Annotated in this window: 20 protein-coding genes and 1 riboswitch; of the genes, 10 read left to right on the top strand and 10 right to left on the bottom strand. The window is 58.4% G+C overall.

From position 1 onward, the window contains the following. Positions 1-4 precede the first annotated feature (4 nt). From PTZ19_RS03470 to PTZ19_RS03455, 4 genes are read right to left on the bottom strand one after another with little or no spacing between them, the layout of a single operon-like run. Positions 5-916 carry a DMT family transporter gene (locus PTZ19_RS03470; RefSeq protein WP_276352385.1) on the bottom strand — a complete coding sequence of 304 codons (912 nt, stop codon included), beginning with the start codon at positions 914-916 and terminating at the stop codon, positions 5-7. A gap of 2 nt (positions 917-918) precedes the next feature. Further along, the gene (locus PTZ19_RS03465) at positions 919-1,581 is read right to left on the bottom strand and encodes a TetR/AcrR family transcriptional regulator (protein WP_276352384.1); all 663 of its coding nucleotides are present in this window, start codon (positions 1,579-1,581) and stop codon (positions 919-921) included. Positions 1,582-1,617: 36 nt separating this feature from the next. Next, complete coding sequence (locus PTZ19_RS03460; RefSeq protein WP_276352383.1) at positions 1,618-2,637, bottom strand: ABC transporter permease; 1,020 nt, start codon at positions 2,635-2,637, stop codon at positions 1,618-1,620. Next, complete coding sequence (locus tag PTZ19_RS03455) at positions 2,634-3,383, bottom strand: ABC transporter ATP-binding protein (protein ID WP_276352382.1); 750 nt, start codon at positions 3,381-3,383, stop codon at positions 2,634-2,636. Before PTZ19_RS03455 ends, PTZ19_RS03460 begins: the two co-directional genes overlap by 4 nt. A gap of 18 nt (positions 3,384-3,401) precedes the next feature. Between PTZ19_RS03455 and PTZ19_RS25365 the strand changes: the two genes are divergently transcribed. From PTZ19_RS25365 to PTZ19_RS03430, 6 genes are all read left to right on the top strand, one after another. Continuing rightward, positions 3,402-3,722, top strand: a complete 321-nt coding sequence (locus PTZ19_RS25365) for an alpha/beta fold hydrolase (RefSeq protein WP_422614971.1) — start codon at positions 3,402-3,404, stop codon at positions 3,720-3,722. Positions 3,723-3,822: 100 nt separating this feature from the next. Beyond that, a complete protein-coding gene (locus PTZ19_RS03450; RefSeq protein WP_276352381.1) occupies positions 3,823-4,416 on the top strand; it encodes a TetR/AcrR family transcriptional regulator in 594 nt (197 codons plus the stop codon). Between the two features lie 20 nt (positions 4,417-4,436). Beyond that, positions 4,437-5,027 (top strand): class I SAM-dependent methyltransferase, encoded by a 591-nt coding sequence (locus tag PTZ19_RS03445; protein WP_276352380.1) that lies wholly within the window; start codon positions 4,437-4,439, stop codon positions 5,025-5,027. A 48-nt stretch (positions 5,028-5,075) separates the two neighbouring features. Next, positions 5,076-5,501 carry a GNAT family N-acetyltransferase gene (locus tag PTZ19_RS03440; RefSeq protein WP_276352379.1) on the top strand — a complete coding sequence of 142 codons (426 nt, stop codon included), beginning with the start codon at positions 5,076-5,078 and terminating at the stop codon, positions 5,499-5,501. Positions 5,502-5,743: 242 nt separating this feature from the next. Further along, positions 5,744-5,909, top strand: a riboswitch (cyclic di-AMP (ydaO/yuaA leader). 106 nt (positions 5,910-6,015) lie between these two features. Next, positions 6,016-7,833: an APC family permease gene (locus tag PTZ19_RS03435; protein ID WP_276352378.1), complete on the top strand. Its 1,818-nt coding sequence runs from the start codon at positions 6,016-6,018 to the stop codon at positions 7,831-7,833. A gap of 82 nt (positions 7,834-7,915) precedes the next feature. Next, positions 7,916-9,742 (top strand): APC family permease, encoded by a 1,827-nt coding sequence (locus PTZ19_RS03430; protein WP_276352377.1) that lies wholly within the window; start codon positions 7,916-7,918, stop codon positions 9,740-9,742. 16 nt (positions 9,743-9,758) lie between these two features. On the opposite strand, the gene PTZ19_RS03425 is transcribed toward PTZ19_RS03430, so the two are convergent. The 4 genes from PTZ19_RS03425 to PTZ19_RS03410 form a co-directional block, all read right to left on the bottom strand. Beyond that, positions 9,759-11,390 carry an S-layer homology domain-containing protein gene (locus PTZ19_RS03425; RefSeq protein WP_276352376.1) on the bottom strand — a complete coding sequence of 544 codons (1,632 nt, stop codon included), beginning with the start codon at positions 11,388-11,390 and terminating at the stop codon, positions 9,759-9,761. An 89-nt stretch (positions 11,391-11,479) separates the two neighbouring features. Continuing rightward, the gene (locus tag PTZ19_RS03420; RefSeq protein WP_276352375.1) at positions 11,480-12,943 is read right to left on the bottom strand and encodes a hypothetical protein; all 1,464 of its coding nucleotides are present in this window, start codon (positions 12,941-12,943) and stop codon (positions 11,480-11,482) included. A gap of 59 nt (positions 12,944-13,002) precedes the next feature. After that, positions 13,003-13,578 (bottom strand): undecaprenyl-diphosphatase, encoded by a 576-nt coding sequence (locus PTZ19_RS03415; RefSeq protein ID WP_276352374.1) that lies wholly within the window; start codon positions 13,576-13,578, stop codon positions 13,003-13,005. Positions 13,579-13,587: 9 nt separating this feature from the next. Continuing rightward, positions 13,588-14,484 carry an alkaline phosphatase family protein gene (locus PTZ19_RS03410; RefSeq protein ID WP_276352373.1) on the bottom strand — a complete coding sequence of 299 codons (897 nt, stop codon included), beginning with the start codon at positions 14,482-14,484 and terminating at the stop codon, positions 13,588-13,590. Between the two features lie 189 nt (positions 14,485-14,673). Between PTZ19_RS03410 and PTZ19_RS03405 the strand changes: the two genes are divergently transcribed. Further along, positions 14,674-15,864, top strand: a complete 1,191-nt coding sequence (locus tag PTZ19_RS03405; RefSeq protein ID WP_276352372.1) for an MGDG synthase family glycosyltransferase — start codon at positions 14,674-14,676, stop codon at positions 15,862-15,864. On the opposite strand, the gene PTZ19_RS03400 is transcribed toward PTZ19_RS03405, so the two are convergent. Beyond that, positions 15,794-16,903: a glycosyltransferase family 4 protein gene (locus PTZ19_RS03400; protein WP_276352371.1), complete on the bottom strand. Its 1,110-nt coding sequence runs from the start codon at positions 16,901-16,903 to the stop codon at positions 15,794-15,796. The genes PTZ19_RS03405 and PTZ19_RS03400 overlap by 71 nt on opposite strands. 24 nt (positions 16,904-16,927) lie before the next feature. Then, entirely contained in the window at positions 16,928-17,683 is a 756-nt protein-coding gene (locus tag PTZ19_RS03395) for a YheC/YheD family protein (RefSeq protein WP_276352370.1), read from the bottom strand. Positions 17,684-17,935: 252 nt separating this feature from the next. Between PTZ19_RS03395 and PTZ19_RS03390 the strand changes: the two genes are divergently transcribed. The 3 genes from PTZ19_RS03390 to PTZ19_RS03380 all read left to right on the top strand — a co-directional run bounded on the left by PTZ19_RS03390 (position 17,936) and on the right by PTZ19_RS03380 (position 21,542). After that, on the top strand, positions 17,936-18,211 hold the full coding sequence (locus tag PTZ19_RS03390) for a heterocycloanthracin/sonorensin family bacteriocin (RefSeq protein ID WP_276352369.1): 276 nt from the start codon (positions 17,936-17,938) through the stop codon (positions 18,209-18,211). Positions 18,212-18,375: 164 nt separating this feature from the next. Further along, positions 18,376-20,232, top strand: coding sequence for a diguanylate cyclase domain-containing protein (locus tag PTZ19_RS03385; RefSeq protein WP_276352368.1), 1,857 nt, complete (start codon positions 18,376-18,378; stop codon positions 20,230-20,232). After that, on the top strand, positions 20,229-21,542 hold the full coding sequence (locus PTZ19_RS03380) for an ABC transporter substrate-binding protein (RefSeq protein ID WP_276352367.1): 1,314 nt from the start codon (positions 20,229-20,231) through the stop codon (positions 21,540-21,542). The genes PTZ19_RS03385 and PTZ19_RS03380 overlap by 4 nt, the downstream gene beginning before the upstream one ends. Positions 21,543-22,742: the final 1,200 nt, after the last annotated feature.

Here is a 22,742-nt window from a genome sequence, read left to right as displayed (position 1 = left end):
CGTTTTATTTCGGTTGGCTTGTCGGCTTCAAGTACAGCAGCAGTCCGATAATGGCGAGCGCGCCTCCGATCAGCTGAAACGGGTTCAGCATTTCCCGGAACAGCGCGATGCCGAGCAGGCTGGCGCCGACCGGTTCCGCGAATACGCTCATGGAGATCGTGGTGGCGCTCACGTAGGCGAGAAGCCAGTTGAAAATCATATGGCCGAGCACCGTCGGCACGATGGCGAGCAAGAGGAAAATCAGCCACTCCCGGGGCGGATAGCCGAACATCGGCGTGCCCGTCGCCGCATTATACAAGGCGAAAAAAAGAAAGGCGACGGCGAATACGACAAGGCTGTACAAGTAGGAGGGGACGCGTTCTAATATCCGTTTGGCGATCAGCATATTGACCGCGATCGACAAGACGGACAGGAATGACAGGAAATCCCCGGTGACGGCCGACCTTGAGATGCCCATATCTCCGGAACCGACGAATAAGATGCCGGCGAAGGCGGTCAGCAGCCCCGCGATCCCCATTTTCGAAGGCTTGTCCTTGAAGAGGAGAAAGGATCCGATCATGACGAGGACCGGCTCCAACGACAAGATGATCGTGGAGCTGGCAATCGACGTCAAATCCATGGACATCATCCACCAGAGAAAATGGAGGCCCAGGAAGAAGCCGGCCAGCGCCAGCAGCCCCCAGTCCTTCAGCCGGATGCCGCGGATGGCGGGCAACTGCTTTCTTCCGAACGGAAGCATGAGCAGCAGCGTGAACAGCATCCTGTACATGCCTTGGATGGAGGCTGGCGCCTGCGAATATTTGACGAGAATAGGCGCGAACGAGATCGCGATCATGCCGACCAGCAGCGGGAATATGGGGGCGATCGGCGGCGTTCTCGGGAATGGATTGTCGGGCAAAGGCCGGGTGTCGTTCATTTCTAGGGTGTCAAACCTTTCCGGATAAAATCGATGGTCGCTTGCCGTTCCCGCGTATCGTTCCACTCCGGGTTGCCGGACGAGCCGAAGAACGTCCGCATCAGCACGTATCCAATCGCCGCGGAGGCGACCAGGCGTATGATCGTGACGGACGGAAGCTCGATCAGCTGGCCCTTTTCCCGGAAACGGTCGATGACTTTCTCGATACGTTCTTTCACTTGAGGAAAAACGACGCTCCGAAGCTGCTCCTGCAGTTCCGGATGAAACGGCAGCTCCTGCAGCAGGATGCGCAGAAAGCTTTTGTTTTTCTCCAGGAATTCGATTCGGTTCTCGATCATCGCCCGCAAAAACTGGTCGATCGTTTCATAATCGGTTTTGAAAACGTCGCGGAATTCCCGGAGGACGAACGGAGCCAGCATGCGCACCATGGCCGGGGCGACGATCGCGATGAGCAGTTCTTTCTTCGTCCGGTAATGGCGGAAGATCGTTCCCTCCGCCACCCCCGCGCGCTGGGCGATTTCGCTCGTCGAGGCGGCGGAGTAACCTTTCTCCGCGAATACCTCGACGGCCGCTTCGAAAATGCGTTTTTGTTTCTCCGTCATCCGTTCTCCGGAGGAGCCCGCGCCCATCAGCTCGGCCAGCCAGGGTTCCATGGCTTCGGACATGCGGCATCCCCCCTGATCGTCCGTTTAGTGGTTAGGTTAGATCGTTCTTTGCTTCTTCAAGGCGGCAACGTTCAGCAGCGCGAACAGGACCGAGAAACCGAGCAGCACGTAGATGTCGACTTGTATGCCTGCCAAACCCTTGCCCCTAAGCATGATGTCCCGCATGGCGTCGGCGCCGTAATACAGCGGCATCACATAACTCAGCTTCTGCAGCCAAGGATTCATGGCTTCCAGGTTGAACAAGCCCGAGAAAAATACTTGCGGCACGATCACGAGCGGGATGAATTGAATGATCTGGAATTCGGTTCCGGCATACGAGGACAGCAGGGTGCCCAAGGTCAGCGCCGTCAGCGTGAGAAGCAAATTGATCAGCAACACCAACCACACCGAACCCGCCATGTAGATCCCAAGCACGCGAATGGAGAACCAGGCGATCAGCGTCGCCTGCGCCAAGGTGAACAAGCCGAAGCCGAGCAAGTACCCCGCCACGACTTCGGAACGGCGTATCGGGGTCGCCAGCAGCCTTTCCAGCGTCCCCGTCGTTCTCTCCCGCAGGAACGAGACGCCCGCGAGCAGGAAGACGAAGAAGAACGAGAAGAAGCCGATCAGGACCGGACCGAACGAATCGAAAGAGGACAAATCCTCGTCCCCGTATAGATACGAAATCTGCGGCTGTACCGTCAGCATATCGGCCTGGAGCGTTTTTTGCAAGAGAAGCTGGACGGCCTTGGCCATGGAAGGATCGGTGCCCTCCAGCAGGATCGCCGGCTTGCCGTTCTCGATGGAGATGACCGCATCCAGCTTGCCGTCGCGCAAATCCTCCTCGGCTTCTTTCCGATCCGGGTAATCGACGATCCGGGCCGTTTCCGGATCCACTTTCGCGGTGACCGCGGACGGGATCCCCGCGACCCCGACGTCCGGTTTGACCGTCTGCCCGTTGAACACGAAATGCATCAACGTCAGCACGAGCAGGGGAGCCAGGAACAACAAAGCCATCGTCCGTTTGTCCCGCAGGAACTGCCGGATGATCCGAACCGCAAGGGCGCGCGTTCTCATGATGGGGCACCTCCGCCAAGGACGATAAACGCTTGCTCGATCGAATCGGTTCCGCTTCTGTTTTTCAACCCCTGCGGGGTGTCGACGGCCGTAAGGCGGCCATCCCGGATCAAGCCGATACGGTCGCATTTGTCCGCTTCGTCCATGACGTGCGTCGTCAGAACGATCGAGGTGCCGCGGTCCCGCAGCGCCAGGAGCTCTTCCCAGATCGACCGGCGGAGCACGGGATCGATGCCGACGGTCGGTTCGTCCAGAATCAGCAGCTCCGGCTCGTGCAGCAGCGAGATGGCCAGGGAAAGGCGCCGTTTCATGCCTCCGGAATAGGCGGATACAGTTTTATTCAAATGGTCGTTTAGATCGACGATTTCCATGGCGGCGCGGATCCGCTCTTCGCGCCGGGATCCCGCGAGTCCGTAAAGAGACGCGAAAAACCGCAGGTTCTCGCGCGCGGTCAGCTCCTGGTAGAGGGCGTCCGATTGCGCCATGTAGCCGTAACGTTGCAGCAACGAGAGCTTCGGCATGGTCTCGCCGAACATCCGAACCGTGCCTTCGTCGGCTTTGTCGATTCCGGTAATCAGCTTGATCAGCGTCGTTTTGCCCGATCCGGAAGGGCCGAGCAGCCCGAAAATCTCGCCGCGCTCGACGTTCAGGGAGACGTCGTCCAGCACGGTTTTGGCGCCGAACCGCCGGCTGACGCCGCGGATTTCGACGAGGGGAACGTTCTCCGCCGCGGGTGATTGACCCATGGAACCATCCTCCTTGCGATGAAAATGAGTGAGGACTCACTTTTATGGTTTCATTATAGGCGGGCAGGCGGGAATTGGGAAGGGGGGAAAAATTCAAGGATTGAGGACTTGACGGCCGTACAGGAAGCGACGGGAGCTGCCTATTTATTCGGACATAGCTATGGAGGGCTCGTTGCGTTGGAAACGGCCAGAACGAACGGGAGATTCACGAAACTCGCCCTCTATGAACCTGGCGTTTCCGTCAATCAGTCCATTCCGATATGGCGGGCGGCAAAAGCAAGGAGGCCGTACCTTCGATCAGGGTTCTCGAGCAGACCCTGTCCAATCCGAAGACGCTGATCCTGCCGAAATCCGGTCACATGGCTCCGTTGAATGGACATCGGCCGTCCGGGGTGGTACAACAAGTGAAGCGGTATTTTTCTAACTAGGAGGCCGGACTTTGTCGCCTTTAAGCAAAGAGCAATTAAGCCAAATTCGGGACGAACGCAAAGATCAGATCATGCGGGCCGCGCTTAAGGTTTTTGCCCGGAGGGGAATCGACGGAACGAAAATCAGCATGATCGTCGCGGAAGCGGGGGTGAGCCAGGGGCTTTTCTACCATTACTTCAAGTCGAAAGACGAAGCCCTTATCGCCCTCGTCCAAGAAGCGATAGACATCTCCTATTCCGCAACGAAAAGCCTTCGGGATCTGCCGATAGCCCCGCTGGAGAAAATCCGGTTTTTGACCCAATCCATCTTGAATGATGAGGGCAAGTACTACTTTCTGTTGATTTATCAAGCGCGCATGTCGGATGATTTGCCGGATCGGATCAAAGAGCTTTTTTCGGAATATTCGATGAAAGCTTACGTCGACTTGATGCGTCCCATCTTCGAAGAGGGGCAGCGCTCCGGCGACATTGCGGCGGGTGACCTGGAGGAAATCATCGCCTCTTACTTTACGATCCTTTCGGGCGTGATGGTCGTGAACGCCAAGGGAGACGGCGTCTATCGGATTCCGGATGTCGATACGATCATGCGGCTGGTTACCAAGTAAACGGCAGGTGTCTAGGACGAATGGGCTCGTTTTTCAACCGATATTACGACCGTTTGATGGGACCCGTGGAGAGAAGGATATGCCATCCGGTCCGGGAACGTTTGCTGCCGCAGATCCGGGGTGCCGTGCTGGAAATCGGTTCGGGCACCGGCGTGAATTTCCCCTATTATCGCCAAGCCGATCGCGTCGCGGCGATCGAACCCGAGCCGGTCATGCGGGAAGTTTCCGCCAAGCGTGCCCGTCAGTCCCGCGTGCCGATCGAAGTGATTGACGCGGGAGCCGAGCGGCTCCCCTTCGAATCGGACACCTTCGACGCGGCCGTAGGAACGCTGGTGTTCTGCACGATTCCGGACCCGAAGACCGCCCTGGAAGAGATTCGCAGAGTTTGCAAACCGGGCGGCACCCTCGTGCTGTTCGAACACGTGAAGATGGACCAACCCGCGCTGGGAAAGCTGCAGGATTGGCTGACGCCGGCTTGGAAGCGGATGTGCGGGGGATGCCATCTGAATCGGAACACCTTACAGCACGTCGAGCAGGCGGGATTTCGGATCCGGCGGACGGAGCGGATGTACAAGAACCTGTTCCTGATCGTGGAAGCGGAAAATCCTTGACGGTTATAAACGCTCGTCTCAAACGATAGCGAAAAGGAAGAGGTGTCGATGGTGCTGATCCCCATCCGAGACAAATTACATGACGATGCCATCATGGAATTGGTAGGGTACTCCGTTTTTCCGGATCCGGAAAAGTTGAAGGCCGCAATGGAATCGTACGAATCGAACGACAATATCCTGATGGGATATTCGCTGGACGGAGAAATCATCGGCGTCATCGGATATCGATCCCTGCCAGACGAAGGGATTTATATCCGCCATCTTTCGGTTGATCCGGAATACAGAGGCTTGGGATATGGCAGAGGCATGATCTTGGAATTGATCGATTTGATTAAACCCAAAAAAATCAAACTGGAGACCGACGATGACGCGGTCGATTTTTATCGGAGCATCGGATTCGAAATCACGAGTCTCGGTCAAAAATATCCTCATGCCGAACGATATGAATGCGTGTTTGAAACGGATTTCGCTTGAGGATCAAGGCCTCCTCATCAAGCCTCCGCATGGGGCCGTCACGGTAAAGCCCTTAGCAGAACGAGACTTTCCGGCAATATCGCGAGATTCCGCCCGAAAAACGCAGGGAATCCGCGGGCGATCCCGATGTAAGCGCTGTACGGAACTTGTAGATGCCGGAAACCTCCGACGACGAGGCAAACCTTGCTTTGCGCGCCGCGTCGGAAGGGAGTATGATTCATTTCGTGATCCAACATATCGACAATACCTGATCGCTGAATTCCGCCAAACCGGAAACGGGGGAACCAATGAAGGCCGGATCGACCGATCCGGCTTTCGGGGTGAATCGCCGCGCTTGACAGGCCGGCGTAGGGCTGCTTTCGTGCCCGAATCCGTCAGCTAACCTCGTAAGCGTCCGAAAGAGGGAATGTTCACGCCTGCCTTGCGCCGCAAGGCGAGCCGCGGAAAGCCCTGCTTTCCTGCGGCTTTTTTGTCGTTCTCGTCGAATCCCATCACAAGGAGTCTGCATCCGGAAATGGTCAGCAGGTTCAAACGGTTCTTGATCGGCCGCCCGCTCAGAAGCGCCGAAATCGAAGAAGAGAAACTCGGGAAATTAAAGGCGCTCGCGGTACTTTCGTCCGACGCGTTATCGTCCGTGGCTTACGGAACGGAGCAAATCTTGATCGTTCTGATGGCCGCGGGGTTCGCCGCCGTCTGGTACTCGATTCCGATTTCGTTCGCCGTGCTCGGTCTATTGCTGGTTCTCGTCTTGTCCTACCGCCAAACGATCTACGCCTACCCGGCCGGAGGCGGGGCCTACGTCGTCGCCAAAGACAATCTCGGCGTTCCCGCGGGACTGCTGGCGGGCGGATCGCTTCTCGTCGACTATATCCTGACCGTGGCCGTCAGTTCCTCCGCCGGTACGGACGCGATCACGTCCGCGTTTCCCTCGATGCACGACCACCGCGTGCTCATCGCGCTCGTCATGATCGCGTTCCTGACGGTCATGAACCTGAGGGGGATCACGGAATCCGCTTCCGTCCTGGCGATACCCGTCTATTTGTTCGTCGCGGCAATCTTCGTCCTCATCGTGTCCGGGTTCGTCAAGTATTTGACGGGCGGCGTACACGCCGACGTGCCGGAGTGGGGGACGGCGGTCTCCAACATCAGCCTCTTTCTGCTGCTCAAGGCGTTCAGTTCGGGTTGTTCGGCGCTCACCGGGGTCGAAGCGGTCTCCAACGCGATTCCGAACTTCAAGAAACCCGCCGAACGGAACGCTGCCGCCACGCTGGTCATGATGGGCGCCATCCTTGGCGCCATGTTCATCGGGATCAGCCTGTTGGCCTATTGGTTCGGCATATCCCCGAATCCGAAGGAAACGGTCGTGTCCCAGATCGCGGACGCCACGTTCGGACGGGGCGCCGTCTACTATGCCATTCAAGGCGTAACGGCCCTGATCCTGTTCCTTGCCGCCAACACGGCGTATTCCGCCTTTCCGCTGCTGGCGTTCATGCTGGCCAAGGACAAATTCATGCCCCATGCGTTCAAGGTCCGCGGCGACCGCCTCGGATTCTCGAACGGCATCATCTTTCTCGGCGTGTTGTCGGCACTGCTCGTCGCGGCCTTCCACGGCGACACCGAAAACTTGATTCCGTTGTATGCGGTCGGCGTTTTCATCCCGTTCACGTTGTCTCAGCTGGGGATGATGGTCCGCTGGATCCGCCGGAAGCCGCAAGGATGGGCGATCAAATTCGCGGTCAATACGGTCGGCATGCTGACGACGCTCAGCATTACGCTGATCTTCATCTTCACCAAGTTCCATCAGGTATGGATGATCTTCGTTTTCCTGCCCGCCGTGATCTATCTGTTCTATCAAATCTACCGGCATTACGCGAACACGGCGAATCAGCTCCGCATCGATCCGTGCCATGACAAACCGGTCATCAAGGGCAGCACGATCGTCGTGCCGGTCGCCGGGATCACGCGCGTCGTCTTGAACTCGCTCAGCTACGCCAAATCCCTGACGGACAACGTCATCGCCGTATACGTCGGGTTCGACGACGAAGAAATCGAACGGATGGAGAAAAAATGGGAGGACTGGAATCCCGGCGTCCGCTTGATCGTGCTCCGGTCCAGCTACCGCAGCATTACCCGGCCGATCGTGAAGTTCATCGAAACGGTCGAGTGGAAAAAAGCGGAGACGGACCATCTGACCGTGCTGATCCCGCAATTCATCGTGAAGCATTGGTGGCAGCATATGCTTCACAACCAGTCGAGCCTGCTCCTTCGGGCGTATTTGTTCAACCAGAAAGACGTGGTCATCGCCACGGTGCCTTACCATCTGAGGAAGTGAAACTCCGCTTGCGGTTAAACGTCCCGGGAGCGGGGGAACTTACCACCATGAGCGGGAAATTCCGTTGCGGTGGTGAGCGGTATTGGGTTGGTCCCTGAAAAGATGGCTGATCGGCCGTCCGCTGAAGTCGGCCGAATTAGGGGAGCAGAAGCTGATCAAGACGAAAGCGCTGGCCATCCTGTCGTCGGACGCCTTGTCCTCCGTCGCGTACGGTCCCGAACAGATCCTGCTGACCTTCGCGGCAGTCGGTCCGGCGGCTTTCTGGTTTTCCGTCCCGATCGGGGTCGGGGTACTCGTCCTGTTGACCGCCTTGATCCTGTCCTATCGGCAAATCATTTTCGCGTACCCGCACGGCGGGGGCGCCTACGTCGTTTCCAAAGAAAACTTGGGGTTGTACCCCGGCCTGGTGGCCGGGGGCTCGCTGCTCGTGGACTATATTCTGACGGTTGCCGTCAGCGTATCGGCGGGAACGGACGCCGTTACGTCGGCGTTTCCCGTCTTGCATGCGTATTCCGTTCCCATCGCCGTCGCCTTCGTCGTTTTCATTACCGTTCTGAACTTAAGAGGGGTGACGGAGTCCGCTTCGATCCTGGCTTACCCCGTGTATTTGTTCGTTGCCGCGCTTTTCGTCCTCATCGTCGCGGGCCTCGTCCGCGAATTCTCCGGAGTTGCGCTGCCCGAGCCTCAAACGCCGATCGGCACGCCGGTTGCCGGCGTCGGCCTGTTCCTGCTCCTCCGCGCGTTCGCTTCCGGCAGTTCCGCCTTAACCGGCGTGGAAGCCATCTCGAACGCCATTCCCAACTTCAAGGCCCCCGCTACGAACAATGCGGCGAAAACGCTGCTGGCGATGGGACTCCTGCTGGCCGTCTTGTTCGCGGGCATCGTCTATTTCGTTTACGATTTCGGGGTCGTGCCCGATCCGGAGGTCACGGTGCTGTCGCAACTCGCGGAAACGACCTTCGGAAGGGGCTGGATGTATTACTTTATCCAAGCAACGACCGCGCTCATCCTGATTCTCGCCGCGAACACCGGATATTCCGCCTTTCCGTTGCTGGCGGTGAATCTGGCCAACGACCGGTTCATTCCCCGCATGTTCACCGTCCGGGGAGACCGGCTCGGGTATTCCAACGGCATCCTGTTTCTCGGCTTGCTCTCGATCCTCTTGATTATCGCGTTCCAAGGGCAAACGGAGCATTTGATCCCGCTGTACGCGGTCGGGGTATTCATCCCGTTCACGTTGTCCCAGACGGGGATGATCGTCAAATGGATCCGGGAAAAACCGAGGGGCTGGCAGGGAAAGCTGGCGGTTAACGCGGTCGGGGCGTTCATTTGCTTGACGGTGACCGGCATTTTCTTCGTCACGAAATTCGGACGGGTATGGCCCGTACTCGTGTTTCTGCCGCTGCTCATTTACGGGTTTCACCGCATCCGAAAGCACTATAACGCCGTAGGGGAGCAGCTCAGGGTCGTCCCCGGCGAACCGGCGCTGCGGATCGAAGGGAACGTCGTCATCCTCCCGGTGGGAGGCATCACCCGCGTCGTGGAGAACTCCGTCAATTACGCGAGAACGCTGCACGCGGATCAAATTATCGCGGTGCACGTTCCGTTCGAGCGGGGGGAGGAGGAGCGTTTTGAGCGGAAATGGCGGGAATGGATGCCGGAGATCCGGCTGGTGACGCTTTACTCGCCTTATCGAAGCATCCTCCAGCCGCTGAGCAAATTCATCGACACGGTCAGCCGCAAAGCGGAAGAATCGAATTATACGGTGACGGTGGTGATCCCGCAATTCTTTCCGAGGAAGGGCTGGCACCACTTCCTCCACAACCAGACGAGTTTGTTGCTGCGGACGCGCCTGCTGTACCGGCAGGACGTCGTCGTGACGACCGTGCCGTACCATTTGAAAAAGTAGCCGCGGGAACGGGAGTTCAGTTGAACCGGTACGACGCGTATCTCATTGCGTTGCGCAGGCTGACCCATACGTCCGGGCTTTCGCCGCCCATGTACCAGTATGCGTACCCCGCGATGGAGGAAGCTTCGCCCAGTTTCATTTTCTCGGACAACGAGCGGCCGTCCTCCAGCCAGATCTCGTGGAGCTTCCCTTGGTTCCAATAGGATGCCGTATATTGGCCCGATTCCGCGTTCCAGAGCGTGGGAAGGGAACGCTGCGCGACGAAATCGTTCTGCCAAGGCAGGCTCCATTCCTCCGAGGAAACGGCCGCGCCGCCGTTTACCGTCCAGTCCCGGGTGTAGAAGGGCATCGCGAGGATGGCCTTATTCGCCGGCACTTTCCGCAGCAACGTCTGCAAGCCTTCTGACAACCAAGGCAAGGACGAGACGGAGCCGGGCACCGGATCGTTGCTCCAGTGCTCATCATAGCCCATCAATACGATATAGTCTGCGTCTCGCCCCAATGCGGCGTAATCGTAGGCGGCCGTCCAATCGGTTCCCATGTCCGGGGAAAGGTTCACCGAGAGCGTCGCCGGGATCCCGCGCAACGCGGCAGACAGTTCGGAAATGAACGCCGTGAACGCCGCGCGGTCGGCCGGCGCCACGTTCTCGAAATCGATGTTCAGGCCGTCGAGTCCTTTCGCTTTCGCTTCTTTCGCCAATTCGGCGACGACCGCGGCTCGGAGCTTCGCGTCCGACAGCTGGTCATGCGTCACGCTCTGGTCGGAATGGTTGCCGACCATCGCCCATACCGGATAGCCGTTTCGGTGCGCCCATTCCGTCAATGCGGCGTCGTAGCCGGAGGAAAGCTCGATTCCCGTACTTTCCAAGTAGAACCACCGAGGGGCGAGCGTGTTCACGTTGGACGATAAAATTTCTTTCTCGAATTGGGCCGTCGTGAGTCCGTATTGCCACCCAAGCTGGACTTTCGCTTTCGGCGAGGCCTGGATTTGCGTCATCCATCCGCTCGCACGGACGATCTTGTCGAGCAGGACGGCCGCTTCCTGCCGGGTAATCGGACCGGCGGGACGGAAAGAGCCGCCGTATCCTTGCATCAGGCCCAGCTTCGTTAATCGCAGCACGGATGGAAGGGCGTACCCGGCGATTCCGGCTTGGTCCAGATAGACGGGGGAGTATGCCGTCGTCGCCGATACGTCCGTCTGCTTCGCCGCACGGGCAATGATGACGGCGGCGTCTTGCCGGGTAACGGCCCGGTTCGGCCCGAACTTGTCCGCCGAGACGCCGGTCACGAGTCCGAGCTGCGCGGCGGACTCAACCCACCGGTAAGCCCAGGATTGCCGCGGCACGTCCGCGAAGACGGGGATCGCGCCGTCCACCGGTTCGATCCGGAACAGCCGATCGACCATCGCGGTGAACTCCGCCCGGGTAACCACCCGGTACGGCTCGAAACGTCCGTTGCCGGTGCCGTCTATCAAATCGAGCTGATAGAGCCTCGCGATCGCGTCCTTGGCGTAGGAACCGCCGATGTCCTGGAACGGAAGCGAAGAAGCCGCCGCTGCCGACGGCACAGCCAACGGCAAGGAAGCGCCAAGGAAAGAGAAAAAGACCGCCGCGGCGGCCGTCCAAATCAGGGAGATGCTGCGGATCACACGATTCACCCACTCGATGCAAGAATAGAAGACCATATCTTCTATTCTATTAAAAAGCGAGGGGGGTCCGCGAGTCCCAAAATGTGGGGTCATTCCGATCCAGTCGGCTTGCCGATTCGGAAGACGACGCCGAAGTCGCCTCGGTACGCCGGTTCGCCGAACGTTCTCGTCCAGTCCTGAAGCAATTTGGCCGACACGCCGCTGCGGGCGATGACGTAGTCCGGATGATCGGAGGCAACGATCTCGGGCAAATATTCGCCGAAGCCGTACATCGACCGCTGAAACGCGTTCCAGCCGAGAGCGCCTTTCGACTCGTCGGTGACGAACGGATCCTGCCGGCCGTCGCACAGCACGTCTCCGCCGCGGTACATGACGTATCCCGACGCTCCGTATGGCGCCATCACCCGAGGACGGACCCCGTCCGGCGCCTGCCGAAGGATATAGTCCATTTCTTTGACGGGATATTCTCCCGCGTTGACGGTAGGCGGAACGGCGAACACCGATATCGCGTTGATGACCAGGCCGGCCGCCGCGGGCAGCAACAGCCAGCGCGTACGGATCGGAAGGCGGAAACGGTTCTTATTGAGCATGGGAACGGAATCCGGCAAAGCGGCGGCGAAATAAGGAAGGAACAGCCAGAGGAACAGGTTTTGCTTATAGCTGGATACCCCGAGGTACAGGATGCCGAGCATGAACAGGTAGCGAAACAGCTTGCCCCGAAGCGCGAACGGGAGGATGGCCGCGAAAAACATCAGCGCGAGCAGAATCGGCAAGTTTTCCGGCTTGGAAAATTCGATCGGCTGCCATTCGTTGATGAGCAGATTGAACCGGCCTTTCGTGACCGCGAAAATGAACAGCAAGCTTTTCAGCCCGCCGGGATTCAGCAGTCCGGCCAAGAAGATCACTCCGTAGGTCCACGCATGGCGCTTCGTCCATTGGCGTTCCCGCAGCGCTTCGATCGCCGCCATGACCGTGAAGACGGCGGCGACCGGCCATATGCCGGCATGGAAATTGGCGATGCCTAACGATAACGCACCCGTCAGGACCGCGAACCGGATGCGGGGCACGTGCCGGAACTCGCGGAGATAGACGAAAAACCAGACGATCATCCATGCGGAGACCATTTGCGGACGGATCGTAAAGTAACAATAATAGACCCAGCACGCGGCCGGCAACAGGATCAGCAGGAGGACCGGGTCCCGCCGTTCGTCCAGCCCGAGCTCCCGCCTGGAGACGCGGGCCAGGCGGTCCATGCCGGCGATCGTCAGCAGCAGGCACGACGCCGTAAGCAGATAGGCGCCCGGCCAGCCGAAAACACGGACCAGCAGCGCGAGCACGATCTGAAAGGCGTATTCGTGCGGGATGTAAGGAAGGCGGTCGCCGTAGAACGTATGGATGGCGTGATGGAGGATCGTGCGATGATCGATCATGTACCGGCCCAACTCGTAATGCCAGAACGTGTCCGGGTCGTCGTACGAAAATCGGGGAATCATCAGCAGGGCCGCGGCGAACGCGGCTAAACCGGGCAGAAGGGCGAAGAAACGTTTGGACATGCGGGACTCCTTTGCGGCCTCAAGGGCCAAGCCGATCGGCCGGATCCGTCGTTACGGTTTTAGGAATGAGGCAGGAATTTCAGCTTGCCGGTCAGTTTGCGATAGAGCCGAATGAAGATCATGGAAAGACCGTCCATCCGCTCGCGGTTCTTCCGGACGGCGAAAGCGATGATTCCGGACAAGAGCATCGCGCCGAGGATATCGCCCGGATAATGGACGCCGACGTAAATCCTTGAAATCCCGACCAAAACAGCCATGGCCAACAGCAAGGTCCCCAGCCGCCTCTTGACGAATAATACGCTGAACGCGAGGGAGAAAGCGAGCGTCGCATGATCGCTCGGAAAGGACGGATCCGCGGCGTGACGGATCAGCAGGTGAACGGTATGGCCTACGAAAGGACGGGGATGGTTCGCCATCGGCGATACGAGCCAGCTCGCGAGCAACAGGGATAAGGCGGCCGACAATCCGGAGAAAAATGCCAGCTTCTGATTGGACGTCTTGCCGGTAAACCATAGGATCACCACGATCCCCAGCATCAACCAGATCATGTCCTGCGCGAAAAACTCCATCCAATCGTCTACCGAGTCGAATCGGCCCGCCATGTCGTTGAGAAGTTCAAAAAGTCGATCATTCATGATTCCACATTAATGTTTCCAGACATTCAGCGGCTTGGCCTGTTTGCTGGCGCCGAGCGCCGGCAGGCCGTACAAATCTTCGACCGTTCGCAACACGGAGTAATGATCGGATTTCTCCTCATCGTTCCCGGGTTTAACCATCGGTCCGACCAGCACGGTGGGAATCCGGTTTTTGGCGCTCATGTCGTCTTCGTCCCAGGTGAGGATAAGCAAGCTGTCGTTCTTCATCGCCCAATCTACGTAACCGGACAAATTTTGCTTCAGCCAATCGTCCGCTTGCTTGATCGTGCCGTCATGGATATCGTGATCCAAGTCGGGGATGACGAAGGATACGGTCGGAAGCTTGGCGTAGTCCTTCGGAAATTCCGCGAAGGGCATGTTGGCGGAAACCGGTACGTTCGAGAAGCCGACCCACGGATTGTGTTTTTTTGCGTATTTGAATTTCGAATCGTACGGTCCCGTAAAGCCCGTTTTCGGCAAACTCTCCGAATAACCGCCGAACGTGTAACCTTTGCGTATCAATTCGGAGGCGAGATTCGCCGTGTTGAACGTCTTTTTCGGAGGCGCGTCATTCTTGATTCCTTGGTTCGAACCGGAAAAAAGATCGTAGTAATTCGGCTGGCTCGGGTGCCGGGTAGCGAAATGATTCGTTAAGTTCGCTCCAGCCCGCATCAAATCATTCATGTACGGCGCTTCGGGATTGCCCGAGATTTCGCCGTACGAGCGGTTCTCTTCAACGACGACAACGATTTTGTTCACGGGGGGCGGACGGTAAGCCGTTTGTTCGGGCGCGATTCGCTCTTTCGGCGGCGGGGATGAAGCAGCCCCGGGCTCGATCTGCGTGCATGCGGACAGGCCGGCGAGTGACAAAATAAGAGCACGCGCGAACCATCCCGGTTTGTTCATGGTGTCCACGATCCTTCGGATTGGAATGCAACGCGCCCTCATTATAGGCCAAGCCGCTTCCGAATACAAACGGTCCGCCGGGCATCGGCCGGCGTGTTTTAACACAAGTGCGAACATTGGCTTCATTCCGATTTCATACTTCCGTTATACAATGGACCCGACTGCAATCCCATTCCGAATGGAAAGCCGGTGCCGCATTTGACAAAGGGACAGCGCATCCTGATCGTGTATTCTTCCTTCGGGGACGGACATTTCCAAGTCGCGGACGCGATCCGTGCGGCTCTGGCCGAGCGGGGCGCCGGGCCGATCGCCATGGTAGACCTGCTCGCGGAAGCGCACCCCCGTTGGAATGCTTTGTCCCGTTGGGCGTATTTTTACAGCACCACGCATTGCCCATGGCTGTACGGCATCAGCTACGACCTGACGAATCCCGTCAAGCCGAATCCGTTGCTTAGCCGGGCATTCCTGTCGATCGGACGCAAGAAGATGCGGGAACTCGTGGAGCGGCTTCAGCCGGACGCCTTGATCCATACGTTCCCCTACCTGGCCGTACAAAGCTTGAATGCCCGTAAAGGAGCCCGCATCCCTTCGTATACCGTGGTCACGGATTACGTCCTTCACAGCCGATGGGTGCATCCGGACACCGACGGGTATTTCGCCGCGACCGAACAGGTCAAACGATCGCTCGTTGCCGCAGGGGTGGACGGCGAGCGCGTCGCCGTCAGCGGCATCCCGGTGCGTCCCGTTTTCGAACGATCGATCGACAAAGCCAGGGTGGTCGCGGAGAAAGGGTTGGATCCGGAGAAAAAGTACGTTCTGATTTCCGCGGGAGCTTACGGCGTGCTGGGGCAAACGCGGCAGATGACGGAAACCGTTCTCCGCCGGTCTTCCTTCGATCTGATCTTGATATGCGGGAAAAACGAAAAGTTATTCCGCCGGATGCAAATCGCTTACCGGGATGAGCCGCGCGTTCGCGTCATCGGATTCGCCGAAAGGATGGAAGAGTGGATGGCGGCCGCCAGCTGCCTGATCACGAAGGCCGGAGCCGTTACGTTAACGGAAGCGATGGCGCTCGGGCTTCCCATGATCGTATATCGTTCGCTGCCGGGCCAAGAACAAGGAAACGCCCGCGTTCTCTCGGAACGGGGCGCGTTGCTGGAAGCAAGAAATCCGGACGAGCTTGAGGGATGTCTCGCCGCGGTCTGCCGCGAAGACGTCCGCCGGGGGCTGATACGTGCCATGCAAGCCGTCCACCGCGAGAGCGCGGCAGCTCGGATCGCGGATCGCGTATTGCATTCGGCCGAATCCGTCAATCTTCTTCCGGTGAAAACGGCGAAGCGTAGATTTGGTCGAGACGTTCGGCGGTGGCGGACCAACTGAAACGGTTTAAGCAATCCAGCCGCGCTTCTTGTTTCATGGCTCCCAGCAGCAAGGGCTCCCGGGCCAGCCGGAGAATGGCTTCGGCAAAGGCGCGGGGGCTCCGGTAGTCGGAGACGAGAAGACCGCTTCGATCGTGCGCTACGATTTCCCGGATGCCGCCGATCTCGGATGCGATGACCGGCAGGCCGGTGGACATCGCTTCGACGTTGACGAGGCCGAATGCTTCGTGTTTCTGGGAAGGGCACACGAACACGTCGGCGTTCCGGTAAATCCGATGGATGCGGCGATGCGGCACGGTACCCAAAAACGTCGCCCGGATGCCGAGGGAGCGGGCGAGGCCTCTTAATTTCCTGGAATAGCCTTTCTTCAAAGCGCCTCCGGCGATGACGAGATGCAGCGGCCTTGGACTTTCGGCCCGCGCGAATTTAACGGCCTTGAGAAGCACCGGAAGTCCTTTGCGGGGGATGAGCCTGCCTGCGAACAGCAGGGTCATGGCCCGTCCCGTTTTTTTTCGCTCGGCGGGGCGAAAACGGTCCGTGTCCACGCCGAGCCACACCGTTCGGATCTTCCCGGACGCAAAGGGAAACCGTTCCTGCAGCCGGAAATGAAGCGAATGGCTGTTGACCAGAACGAGATCCGCGGCGTCGATCCCTGCGAGCGTTTCGGAATCCCCGCCGTAGGGGGGAGTGACGTACGTAAGGGAATGCAGGAACAGGGAGACGACGGCTAACGGATGTTGCGCTTTGATCGGAGCGACGAAGTTCGGCCGGTTGTCGATTTGGACGACGTCGAACGGATTTCCGGCCATTTCCCGCATGACGTTCTCGAGATAGGTGCGGGGACTGCCGGTCGAAACCCGTACGAATTCCACGCCTGAATCGAAGGAAGCGGCCGGGTAACGCCGCGTCCGGCGGCTGTAAACGGTCACCGAATGACGCTTAGCCAATTCCTTGGCGACGGCCCATATGGCGATTTCCACGGAACCCCCCAGGACGGGAGGCACCGGGTTCCGTTCCGGCGCGACGATCGCGATGCGCATAGATTCACCCGCTTCGAAATGGGATCAGATTCTCTTGAGCATTCGTGCGTACCGCAGCACCCTTCGGGACACTCTTTTGTCCTTCAGGAAACGGAACAAGTAAGGATCCGGACTCGTATTCAATTCGATGATCCAAGGTTTGAGGGACCGGTCCAGGCCGATATCGGCGCCGACCATGTTCACGCCGGGGTAGCCCCGGTTCAAGGCGGCCGCCGCACGGCGGGACACCGCCGCCATGGTCCGCATCAAGACGTCTATTCTTGCCGGTTTGGCGTATCCGCGCAGCAGCGTGCGGACGTCCGTAGGCTTGCCGCCGCTGTGGTAATTCGTGACGACCCGCCCGGGGCGGGCCAGCCGCCCGATGATCCCGGTCGCTTTCCATTTCCTGCCCGGCGGCTTCTGTACCATCACGCGGATATCGAACAGCTTGCCCCGGACAGTTAAAAGCCGGATTCCCCTTTGAACCAAGTACGGTCGTCCCCGCGTCCTCTTCCGAATCGCTTCGTATAACGGGCGAAAGCCGCGATATCGGCTTCCCGAGCTTCCCCACCGGCAAACGTAACCCCCGGCGCCTGTCCGCGCGACCCGCATGACACCTTTGCCATGCATGCCCGAAACCGGCTTGACATAGACCATCCGGTATCGGTTCAGCATTGCTTGCAGGGACGCGGCGTTTATTCTCCTCGTCTCGGGAACGTAAGGGCGGAGCGCCCGGTCCCGCAAGATCACTTTGGTTTTCGACCACTTGCTACCTACGTGCCGGATTCGGCTGCGGTTCATTTCGTGGATCCACCCTCCCCATTCGGGCTGACAGGCTGAATGCTCTCCCTTACTCTATGTTCAGGTACCCGTTTTCGCATGAGGCAGATGCGGGACAAGGCGGGAGAATCGGGAAATTCCGCGATTGGCCGGTTTCCAAGGTTCGGAACCGTAACAACTGCGGAGGGGCGTTCATACATTATTTTGTCGGATGGAACCGGCGATTGAACGGGACCCATTCGGTGAGGACCTAGTAAACGGAGGGTTTCACCCATGGATGAGTTTAAAAGAGGATTGCAAAATCTGGACGTCGCTCCCTATCAGGCGGGACCGGTAACGCCCGCGGACGCCCAGGTCGCGGCGCAGGCGGGAGATCGGCTGTGCATCGGCTTCTGCGTCGGCATCGGCTTCGGCGTTTGCGTCGGCTTCTGCGGAGGCTGCGCAGGATGCGCAGGATGCGGGGGCTGCTTCCGCTGCGGGGGATGCGGGGGCTGTTTCCGCTGCGGCGGCTGCTTCCGCTGCGGATTCCGCTGCGCCCGCTGCTTCTGATCGGAGCGGCGCGAATTTTCGAATTCGCCATTTCGGCCGACGGCCGAAGTGGCGTTTTTTTTGTCGAAGTCCGATTAATAAGAAAAGAAAATAAAGGAAAGCAAGCGAGGATGTCGAATGAGAGAGGGAAGTCTTCTTCATCCCATTTCATGGGGGCAACTATCATGTCGACTACCAAGAGCGTTTCCCTCACCTCGATTGCCTCTTTCGCGCTAGCCGTATCGATCGGGATTTTGGCCTCCCGGTATCCGTTGCGTTTTTTATACGGAATCGAATTTTTCTTTTTGAATGCGGTTTCATGGTTCGCCTATAAGAGAAGCGGCATGCCTGCCGCATTCGCGACCTCATTCGCGGGTGCGGCATTCGGCGTTTTCCTCTTCGGGCAGTCGCCGCTGCTCGTTCTCGCTCCGGTGGAAGTCTCCCTGGTCCACGCACTGCTGAGAAAAACCAAACGGGCTTCCCTGCTGTACGGGTTCGCGCTCTACTGGGTTCCGCTCGGTCTCCTGCTCCATGGGGCGGCCTACCTATGGCTGCCCGCGTCTCAGACGGCGTACGTCGCGTTGTTTTTGTTGTTCCAGACGGCGAACGGACTATTGAATGCGCTGCTCGGAGAGGTGGCGGGCGATCATTGGCCGGTCTCGATCTCCCGGCGCGTAAGCCTCCGTTACCGGGATTGGAGCATCAAAAGGGTCACGTTTCAACTGTGCGCGGTCCTTCTCGCGGTTCCTTTCGCGGTCTATCTGTTCATTAACGGTCAGTACGCGTACCGGGATACGGTGAAGGGAACGGCGGATAAAATGAACACGATCCAAGCGCACTTGAACGAAACGATCAACGTGCTATCCGCGCAAGATCTGCGTGAATTCAAAGTCCATTCCGCGCTGCAGAAGGAATCCATGCACGAAGCGTTCGACAATCTGACCTTGGACTCCAAGGCGAAACTCGTACTGACCGATCCTAACCGCCAGGTGATCGCGACGAGCGATCCGGCCGTCCAGGACGGCCAGGAAGACTATCGTTGGAGCAACGGCTTCCGCGTTCGGCGGTTGTCCGATTCCCTCTATTTGCTGCAGCCGGCGGACATTCCCGAATACAACCCGATCGCCCGCTGGTCCGCCAGCCAATTCGTATCGATCGCTTCGCTCCAACGGGTTCCCGGCTATCAATTGATCATGAAGGAACCAGTTGCTCCTTTCCAGCAATCCGTGTTCGGTCTCTATCTGCTCAGCGTGAGCGTGATGTTCGTATGGATTTTCGCGTTCGCGGGTTTGGCGCTGTGGACGACGCAGAGGATTTCGAGCGCGCTGACGGAGCTGGCGGATTATTCCACCGGATTGCCGAAGAAAATCCGGCAGCGTACGGCGTTTGAATGGAAAAAAAGCTCGATCCACGAAGTCGACCGGCTGATCCATAACTTCAAGGATATGTCCGCCGAGCTTATGAACATGTTTCAAGAAATCAACGAGAACGAGGATAAATTACGGCTGCTCGTCCATTACGATTCGCTGACGGGCCTTGCCAACCGGTACAGCTTCAGCCGTTATTTGCCCGCGCTGATTCAGGAATCCAGGGAGAAAGGCGCCGAAGCGGCGTGTTTGTTCCTCGATTTGGACCGGTTCAAGGAAATCAACGACACGCTGGGCCATGAAGCCGGAGACACCGTGCTAAGAGCCGTGGGCGAACGGCTGAACCGGTTTAACGGCGAACGCGTCAAATCTTTCCGTCTCGCCGGAGACGAGTTCGTGGTCGTGCTGAGCGCGCCGCTGCCGGACGATCTCGAAGCGTGGGCGGCACAAGTGCGCGAGACGTTGACCCGCGAGCCGATCCGGCTGAAGGAACGTTCGCTGCGATTGGAGTTCAGCGCAGGGATCGCGAGGTACCCCGAGCACGGCCAGGATGCCGAGAGTCTGCTGCGCGGCGCCGATCAAGCCATGTATGAAGCCAAGCTTTCCGGACGGAACAAAATCAAGCTGTATGCGGGAACAAGGACGGAACAACGGAAGGGAGGCGCTGCGGAATGACGGCGAAGATTCGTTCCGTGCTTCTCGTGTTGTTGTTAATCGGCGTCTACCTGTACGTGGAGCGGGATCGGGGGATATCCGGGGCGTCGGCGGAAACCGAAGCGTCCGTCCTTCAAGGCGAGCGATCCGATGAACCCGGCACGGGAGCGGAGAAGACCGAGCTTACGATCTGGTCGTCTCTCCCTCTATCGGAATACGACATTTCACAATACGAAGCGGCCAACCCCGGGATCGAAGTCGAATTGAATGTAATGGACAACGAAACGCAGCTGGTCGAACGTTCATTGGACAATTTAGCCGATGGGACCGCGCCCGACATCCTCGTGCTGAGCCACCGGATGCTCGGCACTTTCAATACGATCGAGAAGCTCGCCGATTTATCGAGTCCGCCGTTCTCGATTGCGGAAAACCTTCGGAACGATGTCGGGGATTACGTCTGGAACATCCATCACTCGCTTGACGGACGGCGGTTGATCGCCGTGCCGTACGAAATCCATCCGAACGTGCTGTATTACCGAGCCGATCTGCTGCAGGAAGCGGGTTTTCCTACGGACCCGAACGAGCTTGCCGAATACTTGGAGGCTCCCGGCAATTGGCTGAAACTGACGAAGGAGATGAGCCGGAGGGGCGTCGCGACCACGGAGTGGACGAATGACGCGGTTCGGACGATCGGCGGCGGGCAATTCCTGTTTGACCGCAAGTTGAACTTCATGCGCTCGAACGACAAATACAAGCAAGCGATCGAAGCAGCGGCGGTATCCAAGCCGTCTTCCGCGAATGTAACCATCTGGAACTCCAATGGACAAGATCAGCTCAAGCAAGGGAAGCTCGGCATGGTGATGCTGCCCGACTGGGGGGAGGGTACGCTGGCCGGTTGGCTGCCGGAGCAATCCGGAAAGTGGCGGGCGACGGCGCTGCCCTTCGGAGCGAGAGCCATCGATTACGGTTCCAGCCGATCGTTCGCGGTTTCCCTCCAAAGCCGGCATAAAGAAGCCGCCGCGAAGTTTTTGAACGGAATCCTGCATTCGTCGGGCAGCATGAATTGGCTGCGCGCGAGCAAGGAATCCGTGTTCTTGGGAGGGCAGGATTCGGCGGCCCTTTATCAGCGGCTGATCCGCGAGCAGCCGGCCGAAGCGGTGCCGACCCCGCTGGACGATACGGCGTTCGAGATCTGGAGCACTACGCTGGAGTACGCGATCAACAAAGGGATGTCGGCGGAAGATACCCTGGATGCGGTGCAGCGGCAAATTTCGGATCGGCTGACCGTTAAGCAGCGGCAGTTGGTCGACTATAACGATCGGTACAAGTGAACGACATTGATTCACCATTCATGGTTCAAGGCCGGGCCAATCCCGGCTTTGAACCACATACGCGAATTTGCCGATCCGCCGTCAGACCGCCGAAATCACGTACCACATACGCGAGTTTGCCGACTCCGCCGTTAGACCGCCGAAATCACGTACCACATCCGCTAAATTGCCGATCCCGCCGTCAGACCGCCGAAATAACGTACCACATCCGCTAATTTGTCGACTCCGCCGTCAGATCCCCGAAATCACGTACCACATCCGCTTATTTGCCGATCCCGCCGTCAGACCGCCGAAATCACGTACCACATCCGCTAAATTGCCGTTCCCGCCGTCAGACCGCCGAAATAACGTACCACATCCGCTAATTTGTCGACTCCGCCGTCAGATCCCCGAAATCACGTACCACATCCGCTAATTTGCCGATCCCGCCGTCTGACCGCCGAAATAACGTACCACATCCGCTAATTTGCCGATCCCGCCGTCAGACCGCCGAAATCACGTACCACATCCGCTAATTTGCCGACTCCGCCGTCAGACCGCCGAAATCACGTACCACATCCGCTAATTTGCCGACTCCGCCGTCAGACCGCCGAAATCACGTACCACATCCGCTAATTTGCCGACTCCGCCGTCAGACCGCCGAAATCACGTACCACATCCGCTAATATGCCGACTCCGCCGTCAGATCCCCGAACTCACGTACCACATCCGCTAATTTGCCGACGCCGCCGTCAGACCGCCGAAATAACGTACCACATCCGCTAATTTGCCGATCCCGCCGTCAGATCCCCGAAATAACGTATCACATCCGCTAATTTGCCGACTCAGCCGTCAGACCGCCGAAATAACGTACCACATCCGCTAATTTGCCGACTCCGCCGTCAGACCGCCGAAATAACGTACCACATCCGCTAATTTGCCGATCCTGCCGTCAGACCGCCGAAATAACGTACCACATCCGCTAATTTGCCGATCCCGCCATCAGACCGCCGAAATAACGTACCACATCCGCTAATATGCCGATCCCGCCGTCAGACCGCCGAAATCACGTACCAAATCCGCTAATTTGCCGATCCCGCCGTCAGACCGCCAAAATAACGTACCACATCCGCTAATATGCCGACTCCGCCGTCAGACCGCCGAAATAACGTACCACATCCGCTAATTTGCCGATCCTGCCGTCAGACCGCCGAAATAACG

The sequence above is a fragment of the Cohnella caldifontis genome (assembly GCF_029360585.1).
In the GTDB taxonomy this organism is placed as follows: Bacteria; Bacillota; Bacilli; order Paenibacillales; family Paenibacillaceae; genus Cohnella; species Cohnella caldifontis.
The sequence above is the reverse complement of the archived record's forward strand: the minus strand, read 5'-3'. Positions and strand labels throughout refer to the sequence as shown.

Coding starts and splice junctions, on each gene's coding strand:
- PTZ19_RS03470 (WP_276352385.1), bottom strand. CDS start 916: ATGAACGACACCCGGCCTTTGCCCGACAATCCATTCCCGAGAACGCCG.
- PTZ19_RS03465 (WP_276352384.1), bottom strand. CDS start 1,581: ATGTCCGAAGCCATGGAACCCTGGCTGGCCGAGCTGATGGGCGCGGGC.
- PTZ19_RS03460 (WP_276352383.1), bottom strand. CDS start 2,637: ATGAGAACGCGCGCCCTTGCGGTTCGGATCATCCGGCAGTTCCTGCGG.
- PTZ19_RS03455 (WP_276352382.1), bottom strand. CDS start 3,383: ATGGGTCAATCACCCGCGGCGGAGAACGTTCCCCTCGTCGAAATCCGC.
- PTZ19_RS25365 (WP_422614971.1), top strand. CDS start 3,402: ATGAAAATGAGTGAGGACTCACTTTTATGGTTTCATTATAGGCGGGCA.
- PTZ19_RS03445 (WP_276352380.1), top strand. CDS start 4,437: ATGGGCTCGTTTTTCAACCGATATTACGACCGTTTGATGGGACCCGTG.
- PTZ19_RS03440 (WP_276352379.1), top strand. CDS start 5,076: ATGGTGCTGATCCCCATCCGAGACAAATTACATGACGATGCCATCATG.
- PTZ19_RS03435 (WP_276352378.1), top strand. CDS start 6,016: ATGGTCAGCAGGTTCAAACGGTTCTTGATCGGCCGCCCGCTCAGAAGC.
- PTZ19_RS03420 (WP_276352375.1), bottom strand. CDS start 12,943: ATGTCCAAACGTTTCTTCGCCCTTCTGCCCGGTTTAGCCGCGTTCGCC.
- PTZ19_RS03415 (WP_276352374.1), bottom strand. CDS start 13,578: ATGAATGATCGACTTTTTGAACTTCTCAACGACATGGCGGGCCGATTC.
- PTZ19_RS03410 (WP_276352373.1), bottom strand. CDS start 14,484: ATGAACAAACCGGGATGGTTCGCGCGTGCTCTTATTTTGTCACTCGCC.
- PTZ19_RS03400 (WP_276352371.1), bottom strand. CDS start 16,903: ATGCGCATCGCGATCGTCGCGCCGGAACGGAACCCGGTGCCTCCCGTC.
- PTZ19_RS03395 (WP_276352370.1), bottom strand. CDS start 17,683: ATGAACCGCAGCCGAATCCGGCACGTAGGTAGCAAGTGGTCGAAAACC.
- PTZ19_RS03390 (WP_276352369.1), top strand. CDS start 17,936: ATGGATGAGTTTAAAAGAGGATTGCAAAATCTGGACGTCGCTCCCTAT.
- PTZ19_RS03385 (WP_276352368.1), top strand. CDS start 18,376: ATGTCGACTACCAAGAGCGTTTCCCTCACCTCGATTGCCTCTTTCGCG.
- PTZ19_RS03380 (WP_276352367.1), top strand. CDS start 20,229: ATGACGGCGAAGATTCGTTCCGTGCTTCTCGTGTTGTTGTTAATCGGC.